The 9,298-nt window shown below is 57.9% G+C and carries 9 protein-coding genes and 1 tRNA gene; 5 read left to right on the top strand and 5 right to left on the bottom strand.

What is annotated here, in order from left to right:
- Positions 1-547: 547 nt before the first annotated feature.
- A tRNA-Val gene (locus RSF91_RS18970) sits at positions 548-624 on the bottom strand.
- Positions 625-801: 177 nt separating this feature from the next.
- Here RSF91_RS18970 and RSF91_RS18965 point away from each other — a divergent pair.
- On the top strand, positions 802-1,716 hold the full coding sequence (locus RSF91_RS18965) for a Dyp-type peroxidase (protein WP_332569875.1): 915 nt from the start codon (positions 802-804) through the stop codon (positions 1,714-1,716).
- Between the two features lie 78 nt (positions 1,717-1,794).
- Here RSF91_RS18965 and RSF91_RS18960 read toward each other — a convergent pair whose 3' ends face one another.
- Both RSF91_RS18960 and RSF91_RS18955 read right to left on the bottom strand, forming a co-directional pair.
- Positions 1,795-2,235, bottom strand: a complete 441-nt coding sequence (locus tag RSF91_RS18960) for an ExbD/TolR family protein (protein WP_332569874.1) — start codon at positions 2,233-2,235, stop codon at positions 1,795-1,797.
- 13 nt (positions 2,236-2,248) lie between these two features.
- Positions 2,249-2,881 carry a MotA/TolQ/ExbB proton channel family protein gene (locus tag RSF91_RS18955; protein WP_332569873.1) on the bottom strand — a complete coding sequence of 211 codons (633 nt, stop codon included), beginning with the start codon at positions 2,879-2,881 and terminating at the stop codon, positions 2,249-2,251.
- 390 nt (positions 2,882-3,271) lie between these two features.
- Here RSF91_RS18955 and xseA point away from each other — a divergent pair, with 390 nt between their 5' ends.
- From xseA to RSF91_RS18940, 3 genes are all read left to right on the top strand, one after another.
- Positions 3,272-4,609: an exodeoxyribonuclease VII large subunit gene (xseA, locus tag RSF91_RS18950; protein WP_442878898.1), complete on the top strand. Its 1,338-nt coding sequence runs from the start codon at positions 3,272-3,274 to the stop codon at positions 4,607-4,609.
- A gap of 441 nt (positions 4,610-5,050) precedes the next feature.
- Complete coding sequence (locus RSF91_RS18945) at positions 5,051-5,635, top strand: Fe-Mn family superoxide dismutase (RefSeq protein WP_332569871.1); 585 nt, start codon at positions 5,051-5,053, stop codon at positions 5,633-5,635.
- A gap of 186 nt (positions 5,636-5,821) precedes the next feature.
- Positions 5,822-6,673 carry a DODA-type extradiol aromatic ring-opening family dioxygenase gene (locus RSF91_RS18940; RefSeq protein WP_332569870.1) on the top strand — a complete coding sequence of 284 codons (852 nt, stop codon included), beginning with the start codon at positions 5,822-5,824 and terminating at the stop codon, positions 6,671-6,673.
- Between the two features lie 9 nt (positions 6,674-6,682).
- Here RSF91_RS18940 and RSF91_RS18935 read toward each other — a convergent pair whose 3' ends face one another.
- The gene (locus RSF91_RS18935) at positions 6,683-7,297 is read right to left on the bottom strand and encodes an SMI1/KNR4 family protein (protein ID WP_332569869.1); all 615 of its coding nucleotides are present in this window, start codon (positions 7,295-7,297) and stop codon (positions 6,683-6,685) included.
- A gap of 173 nt (positions 7,298-7,470) precedes the next feature.
- Between RSF91_RS18935 and RSF91_RS18930 the strand changes: the two genes are divergently transcribed.
- Positions 7,471-8,262, top strand: coding sequence for a DNA adenine methylase (locus tag RSF91_RS18930; RefSeq protein ID WP_332569868.1), 792 nt, complete (start codon positions 7,471-7,473; stop codon positions 8,260-8,262).
- A 488-nt stretch (positions 8,263-8,750) separates the two neighbouring features.
- Here the strand turns inward: RSF91_RS18930 and RSF91_RS18925 are convergent, their stop codons facing one another.
- Positions 8,751-9,080, bottom strand: a complete 330-nt coding sequence (locus RSF91_RS18925) for a hypothetical protein (protein WP_332569867.1) — start codon at positions 9,078-9,080, stop codon at positions 8,751-8,753.
- Positions 9,081-9,298 lie beyond the last annotated feature (218 nt).

The raw sequence follows: 9,298 nt of genomic DNA, 5'->3' as shown, positions 1-9,298 counted from the left end.
GAATGAAAGGCCACGCAAGACGCTCGGCTTCCATACCCCCGCTGAGATGTTCAGCGAATGTGTTGCATCGACCGGTTGAATCCGCCGTCGGCAGCACCAGTTCGCAGCTTACGAGAGCTGCCGTTCAGGTTGTCTGGTGCACTGTGATCCAGCCAGTTTCCGGTTTGAGGCGCACTGCGGACGTCTGGCCAGATAGCAGGCCAACGTCTGGTATCGGCGGCAGCGGTCACAGGCCTGCCAAATCTCAGCGGCTGCAACCAGCCTTAAGCCGAAACTCAGGCTACATGCCTGCTATCTCTAAATCGCAAGAAACGTCTTATGCGAAGTTGCAGGAATGCTTGCCTAAGCTTGTGTCAGAGTGGATGTGGCGGGAGTGGAGCAGGAGGTGGAGCGTCTGTTGCTGACAACACTTTTTTGTGCTGAAAAGTGCTGCTTTGTACGGGTGTGTTTGTAGAAGTTTTCCGTACTTCTTCCGTATTCCGTACAAAAAAATGCCCGCTTGTTAGCGGGCACTTTCGTTGCAAGCCTTGGTTTTGCTTGCTAAATTTGGTAGGCGCGATTGGATTCGAACCAACGACCCCCACCATGTCAAGGTGGTGCTCTAACCAGCTGAGCTACGCGCCTGTTTCGTTGATGAAGCAATTGTAGCAGCGTAAAAAACCGGTTTTTTGAAAGATTCGACTTTTTTGCGTTTGTGGAGTAATTTTTTCAATTTCTGAGGCTCTGCCCAAGGCTTGGTGAGGTGCACTTCATTCGCCACTAAACTTTGATGTGTCTTCTATCTATTGAATCGGCAATTTCATGACTAAAGCACAAGCGGGCATTCTGGCGTCTCTCCCTGAACAGGGGCGCTATGTTTTTTTCACCTTGTCTGGGGCGCGTGCGCAGGTGCAGGGCGCACTCAAGACATTGCAGGCCACTATAGATAGCAAGCAGGTAGTGGTGGGACTGGGTCAGCAAGTGCTGCAGGCGCTGGATAAGCACATTGCGCAGATGCATGAGTTTCCGCAGTTGAAGGGGCCTGAGTTTGAAGTGCCGAGTACGCCGCAGGCGCTGTGCCTGTGGCTGCGCGGTGATCAGCGTGGGGATTTGATTGTGCTGACGGCCAAGTTGGCGGCGATGCTGGCACCGGCCTTTACGCTCCACCATGTGGTGGATGCGTTTGTGCACCAGCGCTCGGGCAACGGCCATGGCCGAGATCTGACGGGCTATGAAGACGGTACAGAAAACCCCGAGGACGATGACGCCGTGGCCGCAGCCATTGCCGCAGAGCAGGGCGCTGGGCTGGATGGTGGCAGCTTCTGGGCATTGCAGCAGTGGCAGCATGACTACGCCGTGTTTGATCGCATGCCAGCGCATGAGCAAGACCACGCCGTGGGCCGACGCCGCAGTGATAACGAAGAGCTGGACGATGCGCCTGAGTCTGCCCACGTCAAACGTACAGCACAGGAGAGTTTTGAGCCCGAGGCTTTTCTGGTGCGCCGCTCAATGCCCTGGTGGAGCGTCAGCCCGCAAGGCGCGGATCACAGCGGCCTGATGTTCTCGGCCTTTGGCTGCAGCTTTGATGCCTTTGAAGCCCAGATGCGCCGCATGCTGGGCATGGATGACGGCATCAGCGATGCGCTGTTTGGCTTCTCCAGGCCTCTGACTGGCTGCTACTTCTGGTGCCCGCCTGTGGCGCAGGGCAAGCTGGATTTGACGGCGCTTGGTATGTGATGCGTATCTGAGCAGTATCAGCGCAATAAAAAACGGGCCAGAAGGCCCGTTTTCTTTGATGCAGGCATCAAGCCATGCTCAGTGTGTACTGCGAGAACCACCTGATCCGCCGGAAGGCTGGGTGGCAAAAGTGATCTGCGACAGGCCGGCGTGGCGAGCTGCTTCCATGACTGTCACCACGGACTGGTGGGGCGCATTGGCGTCGGCGCTGATGATGACCACGCTGTCTTTGCCTGCAGAAGCAGCGCCAGAGAGGGCGGCTGCGACGGTGTTGACGCTGCGATCGTTCACGGTCTGCTTGTTGACGGCGTAGCGGCCATCGCTGGCCACAGAAACGATGATCTCCTTGGGGCGATCGCGCTGCTGCTCGGCATCGGCCACGGGCAGGGTCAGCTGCAGCTCGGTGAACTTGCTATAGGTGGTGGACAGCATCAAAAAGATCAGCACCACCAGCAGCACATCGATGAAGGGGATCAGATTGATCTCGGGCTCATCACGGTGGCGGGGACGAAAGTTCATGGGGGCGTCCGCTTTACTTGGCCGAGCTCACGCGGGCCAGATGGCGCACAAACTGCTCAGAGGCCAGCTCCATGCCCAGCAGATAGCCATCTACACGGCCGCGGAAGTAGCGCCAGAAAATGAGGGCGGGAATTGCCACCATTAGGCCAAATGCGGTGTTGTACAGCGCAATCGAGATGCCATGCGCCAGCTGGGCCGGGTTGCCTGAACCAGAGCTTGCGCCGGGCTGGGAGCCAAAAATCTCGATCATGCCGATCACGGTGCCCAGCAGGCCCAGCAGCGGTGCGGCCGAGGCGATGGTGGCCAGGGCGCTCAGATATTTTTCCAGCTTGTGGGCAGCGGCGCGGCCGGCGCCCTCCATGGCGGAGCGCAGCTCTTCTTCGCTGCTGTCGGGGTGGGTCTGAAGCGTGTTCAGGCCGGTGGCCAGCACTTCACCCAAAACCGAGCTCTGGGCCAGCTGCTTTGTAGTTTCTGCGCTGGGCAGGCTCTTGGCGGATACGGTAATAGCTTCATTGAGCAGGTTCGCAGGTGCGACCTTGCTGGTCTTCAGTGAGGTGAAACGCTCAAAAATCAGGGCCAAAGCCAGAATCGAGCAGGCAATCAAAGGCCAGATTGGCCATCCTGCGGCTTGTATGATCGACAGCAACGTTCTCTCCCTCGTCTTATACGGAAAATGCAGTCGACGATTATCACCCACAGCCGTGCGGGTCTGATCCGTATTTATGCGGGCGTTGATGACGTGGTTTGCGCCAGCTCAGCACAATGCAACTTGCTCTAGCGCATCGCGTCTATCACAAAAAACTGTGGATAACTTTGTGATCTATTAATGACGCGCAAGAGCAGTCAAGGATGTAATAAATATTTGTTACGATTTTGACACTTGGATGAATTTAAATAGTCATTAAAAATCAAAGGCTTGCTTTCTGTTTTGTACGTTTTCTTTGGGATGCTGGGTGCCGCTCCACTTCAGGACTGGATGTCTGTATCTGTGGAGAATCTCGGCCAGACAAAGGCTCTTTAACACCGCATGAACTCAATGTTTGACAGTCAAAGCCCAGCAGCCACGCCGCGTGTGTGGGATGTTGGGGCGCTATGCCACGCCATTGGTGATGCTTTGCAGGCCCGTTTCAACCCGGTCACGGTGCGCGGCGAGCTGAGCGGCTTCTCGCGCGCGGCCAGCGGGCATTGCTACTTCAACCTCAAAGACGCCAGTGGGCAGATTCGCTGCGCCATGTTTCGCCGCGCCGCCGAGCAGGTGGGCTTTTCGCCGCGCGATGGTGAACTGGTCGAGGTACGGGGGCGTCTGGGCGTGTATGAACAGCGCGGCGACCTGCAACTGGTGGTGGAAGGCATGCAGCGCGCCGGGCAGGGCGCTTTGTTCGAGCAGTTTTTGCGCCTCAAGGCCCAGCTGGAGAGCGAAGGCCTGTTTGATCAAGCCCGCAAGCGCCCGCTGGCACCGCAGCCGAGCGGCATTGGTGTTGTTACCTCGCTGGGCGCAGCGGCCTTGCACGATGTGGTGACTGCGCTGCGCCGCCGTGTGCCGCATATTCCGGTGGTGATTGCGCCAGCGCTGGTGCAGGGCGTGCAGGCGCCTCAATCCATTGTGCAGGCGCTATTAAAAATGTATCAGCTAGCGCAGGCAGGACAAGCGCTAGAGGGTGATTTGACCCTTAATAAAGCGCAGCAACCCGTCATCGACACCATCTTGCTGGTACGCGGCGGGGGCTCGCTGGAAGACCTTTGGGCCTTCAACGACGAGCAGGTGGCGCGCACCATTGCGCAAAGCCCGGTGCCGCTGATCAGCGGGGTAGGGCACGAAACAGATTTCACCATTGCTGACTTCTGCGCGGACCTGCGCGCGCCCACGCCCACGGCGGCGGCAGAGCTGGTGGCCCAGCCGCGTGAGGTCTGGCTGGGCACGCTGGATTTGATGCAAGACAGGCTGGACAACGCTATGCAGCGCCTGCTGGACAGACAGGCCCAGCGGCTTGATCTCGCAGCCGGGCGGCTGGGCCGACCCAGCGAGCAATTGGGCCGTAACCACCTACAGCTGGCAAGGAAGGCCCAGCGTCTGCGCCACGCCATGCTCTTGAAATTGCAGCGCCTTGCGCAGAACCAGCAATCGCTACAAGCCAATTTGCCTATTATTTTGCAGCGCAGTCTGGAGCAGAAAAAAACTCAGCTCGACCGCATGGACCTGCGCCTGCAACTGCTGGACCCGCGCCTGGTGCTGCAGCGCGGCTATGCCTTGCTGACGGATGAGAAGGGCCAGCCTGTGACCCAGGTCAGACAGGCGCCGCCGGGGGCAGCGCTCAAGGCGCAGTTGTCGAATGGGTCTGTGGATCTGGTCGTTACCCAGCCGCGTCTGCTCTGAGGTCGACTCTAAGAGCTGCTAACACTACCCAGTAAGCCAGAGGTTTGCGTTTGAGACGAGGCGCGAAGCCGCAGGCAGTACAGAAGTACAGAAGTACGATAAGGCGAAACAACAACGTATCAAGGGTTGTGTCAGCAGCTCTAAATACCTGTATGGCCACTGGGCTCTTCATCAGAACTCTTTTGCTGTAAGCGCAGGCAATCGCGGCAAAGCAAGGGCTGGCGCGCTGTAGGCGGTGAGCGAACGCCAGTTCTTGCTGCCGCAATAGTCCTGATGAACGGCGCCGGGCGGTTCAGTTCTTTCTACAATGGCCCGGTTAGTGCAATACTTGATGGCTGTAGTACAGCAATGTGCAAGCTGTTCTGGTCCGCACAACGGCCACCACGCCAGCATCCAGATGCCGGGCGGTCCTAAAAAATTTCAACCACGAGGAAAACCATCATGGAACGCACTCTGCCTTCTCTGCCTTATGCAATCGACGCCCTGGCTCCCCACTACAGTCAGGAAACGCTGGAGTTCCACCACGGTAAGCACCACAACGCTTACGTGGTGAACCTGAACAACCTGCAAAAGGGCACCGAGTTCGAGAACATGGACTTGGAAGAAGTGGTCAAGACGTCTTCCGGCGGCATCTACAACAACGCTGCCCAGATCTGGAACCACACCTTCTTCTGGAACTGCATGGCTCCTGCCGGCGGTGCAGAGCCTACTGGTGCTCTGGCTGACGCGATCAACAAGAAGTGGGGCTCCTACGCTGAGTTCAAGAAGGCTTTCGTGGCTTCGGCTGTTGGCAACTTCGGCTCCGGCTGGACATGGTTGGTCAAGAAGGCTGACGGCTCCGTGGACATCGTCAATATGGGCGCCGCTGGCACCCCCCTGACCACAGCCGACAAGGCTCTGCTGACTGTGGACGTGTGGGAACACGCTTACTACATCGACTACCGCAACGCCCGTCCCAAGTTTGTCGAGACTTTCCTCGAAAAGCTGGTGAACTGGAAGTTTGCTGAAGCCAACTTCGCTGCTTAATGCAGGGCATCAGGTCTGAGGCTTTAAAGCTCAAGACCTGATTGCAGGCCAAGCCAGAACCTCCGCAAGGAGGTTTTTTTGTGCCTGCTGTCTGGTTTTTATGATGATTTAAGGCGCTAGCCCATTCATATCAAGCGCAGACAGCTATGTTTTTGATACTCGAATCAACAGTGCAGAGGTGTGGTGATGAGTGAAGGTGCAAGCGTTTCAGTGCACATGAACAGCGATGACCGCATTCCAGCGTACTTTCTCTGCCACGGTGCGGGCCCCTGGCCCTGGGTGCCCGAGATGCGCGACTGGCATGCCCAGATGGCGGCAGGCCTGCGCGACATTCCGCGCCAGTTGCGGCGCACACCGCGTGCCGTGCTGCTGATCTCGGCCCATTGGGAAGAACCTGTTTTCACCGTGCAAAGCGCGGCCCAGCCCGGCATGCTCTATGACTACGGCGGCTTTCCCCCGCATACCTACAGCCTGCATTACCGCTCACCCGGCGCGCCAGAACTGGCCAGCCGCGTGCTGCAACTGCTGGCGCACAGCGGCATTCAGGCCCGCGCAGATGCACAGCGTGGCTACGACCACGGCATGTTTGCGCCCATGGCAGTCATCTACCCGCAGGCCGATGTGCCCGTGCTGCAACTCAGCCTGCGCAGTGATCTGAATGCTGCAGAGCATCTGGCGCTGGGCCGTGCCTTGGCACCGCTGCGCGATGAGGGCGTACTCATCATTGGCAGCGGCAGCAGTTATCACAATATGCGTACCTTTGGCCCCATAGGGCGCGCTCCATCCAAACTGTTTGATGACTGGCTGGCCGAGACACTGATGCAGGTCACACCGGCAGAGCGCAGCCAGCGGCTGGCGGACTGGCACGCCGCGCCCGGTGCCCGCATGGCCCACCCGCGCGAGGAGCACCTGCTGCCGCTGATGGTGGTAGTGGGAGCCGCTGAGCAAGAGATGGCGCGGCGAGTTTATTTTGAAGAAGCCTTCATGGACTCCGCCACGGTGTCCAGCTATTGCCTGCAGCCGGAGTCAGAGCGCTGATCTCGCAGCTCATTCCTGCTCATCCAGCGGGCTAGCCAAAAACTCCTGCCTGTCACCGTCAATAGACTCGGCGCTTGCCTGCAAAAAAGCGCTGAAGCTGGGCGCTATCCAGCAGATCTGATCGGGGTCGTGAACATAGGCGATGACTTGACCGCGCAAGCCCTCGATGCCGGGGGCTTGGTCAACTAGCAAAACAATGTCGCCGTAAAAGCAGGCAAACGGCTGCCAGCCCCTGTGCCACCAGCGGCCCGTCAAACGAGGGTCTTGCGATGCCGGGCCAGCCTTGTCCCACATACGCTGGGCGCGCTGCGCCATGCTTTGGGCTTCCCCAAGGGCCTGCCGGGGCGTGAGCAACTCCAGTGCATCGACAAAACCCGGCCGCTGAAACAGGGGCTGGGCACTGTCTGCGCTGCTGCCTGCAGTGATTTTCCAGAGGGCGGCAAGGTCGCTGTCGATCGGGCCGATCTCCTGGCTCAGCGTCTGCAGATCCTGCTCTGAAGCAGGGGGCAGAGGCAGCATGGGCAGATCGTATGCCGCATACACAGCGCGCAAATGCGAAAGATATTGGTCAGGTGTCATGGCGGCAGGCGCAGTACTCTGGGTGGGGAAGGTTTGGCAAGCCATGCGAACGAGTGGGAGAGTGATCGCTTTGGCACAGGGGTGTGGACTGGGAAATTTTAGGACCGCTAATGTTGGCGCGGGTTTGTGGGCGATTTGGGGCCTGCAGGACAGTTTGGCCGCTTTGGTACCGAATGGGCCCACACCAGAGCCCCACCGAGGGCCGACAGCTGAAACTTATGACAAACCCAATCGTCCCCTGGATCGGAGGCAAACGCCGTCTGGTCGATCTGCTCCTGAAACGCTTTCCAGCCCATAGCTGCTACGTGGAGGTCTTTGCCGGTGGTGCAGCGGTCTTCTTTGCCCGCCACCCGGCAGAGGTGGAAGTCCTCAATGACGTCAACGGCGACCTGGTCAACCTCTACAGAGTGGTCACTCACCATCTGGAAGAGTTCGTAAGGCAATTTAAATGGGCCTTGACCAGCAGGCAGGTCTTTAAATGGCTGCAGGAGACCCGCCCCGAGACCCTGACGGACATCCAGCGGGCGGCCAGATTCTTCTACCTGCAGCAGCAAAGCTTTGGCGGGAAGGTGGCTGGCCAGACCTTTGGTACAGCCACCACCGCACCCGCCATCAACCTGCTGCGCATCGAAGAAAACCTCTCGGCAGCTCACCTGCGCATGGCGGGCGGCACTTATATCGAGCAACTGGACTGGGCTAAATGCATTGACCGCTACGACCGGCAGCACACGCTGTTCTACCTGGACCCACCTTACTGGGAGACGGAAGGCTATGGCGTGCCGTTTGAGTGGGAGCAGTACGAACTGATGGCCCAGAAGCTCAAAGCAATCAAAGGCAAAGCTGTAGTCAGCATCAACGACCATCCCGCCATCCGGGAATGCTTTAAAGACTTCGAGATGGAGGCTTTAAAACTGGATTACACGGTCGGCGGTGGAGCCAATCGGGTGGAGCGGGGCGAGTTGGTGATTTACAACTGGGCGAGAAGTGACGAGCCTGCGGGACTGTTTTAAGACGAGCTGGCCGACTGTTGTCGGCCAGGAGCAGTCGCATGAGTTTTTAGGAAAATGTTCTAACGCTGTTGCGAGTTCCATATAAACATCAACTGACTTATGAAGAACTACTTCAATAGATTAAAGAAACTTTCGAGCTTGCTAACACCTGGGTGGGTGGTTTTTATAGTTTTTGGATCGCTCATAGGTGGGACATACCTTCTGGGGTACGTCCTTCCAGCTCCCAGAGACGCAACTAAAGAATGCAGGCAACAGTGCCTACCGAGGGCAGGAAATTTGGTAGACGACAAGAACTACCCAATGTCGGCAAAGGGTATGTATCGAAAAATCTGTGAATGCTCTTGATTAGGCAAAAGGGTTAAGGAGTCACAGTCATGCCCATAGGCCGCTTCGGGTCGAACTAAGACAGCCGCAACCGGCCATAAGCGGTCGGCCACTGCATCGTCTTAGGCGGCAACTTCAGGCTGAAAGCGGGAATCCAGTTCGCGCTAGGGAGAGCTAGGCAAGATTGCTGACCAGATTGCCATCACGACTCCTCCGGATAGGAACCAAGCGAACATACGCTTGGCAACGACGGCATAGCGACCACGTTCTTCGTGGTCAAACATCCAATCCCGCGCGAAGGGCGCTTGGCGGCCTAGAACGAGAAAGTAGCCCGGGAGCAAGAAAAACACGAGCGCAAAAGCCAGGAACAGGAGATTGCTCTGCAACTCGCCAAGCGCGTGCTGCTTGTCCATCCAGCGTTCAAACGGCACAGCCCAAAGTGCTAGCCAAGCGCCTGCTACGGCGGCGGTTTTCAGACTTGGTTGAAGGCTCATGGTTTTCGAAGTCTACCTTGTGGGCCGACTGCTTGCGCTGCATACCAGGCATCAGTCGTCAAAACTCGGATGACGGCAATGGGTCGAACTGAGATAGCAGCAACCGGCCAGGAGCTGTCATTCGGCTATGCTGGTCGCTTGTCTTGGTGTTAAGCACCGTCCAGCGGCGTTGTTGCACAAATCAATTTGAAGTCGAGTGTCCCCTGACCCGGGCGTAG

Source organism: Comamonas sp. (assembly GCF_036643215.1).
Classification (GTDB): Bacteria; Pseudomonadota; Gammaproteobacteria; order Burkholderiales; family Burkholderiaceae_C; genus Comamonas.
Note: the sequence above shows the minus strand (reverse complement) of the source record. Positions and strands in the feature narration are given on the sequence as shown.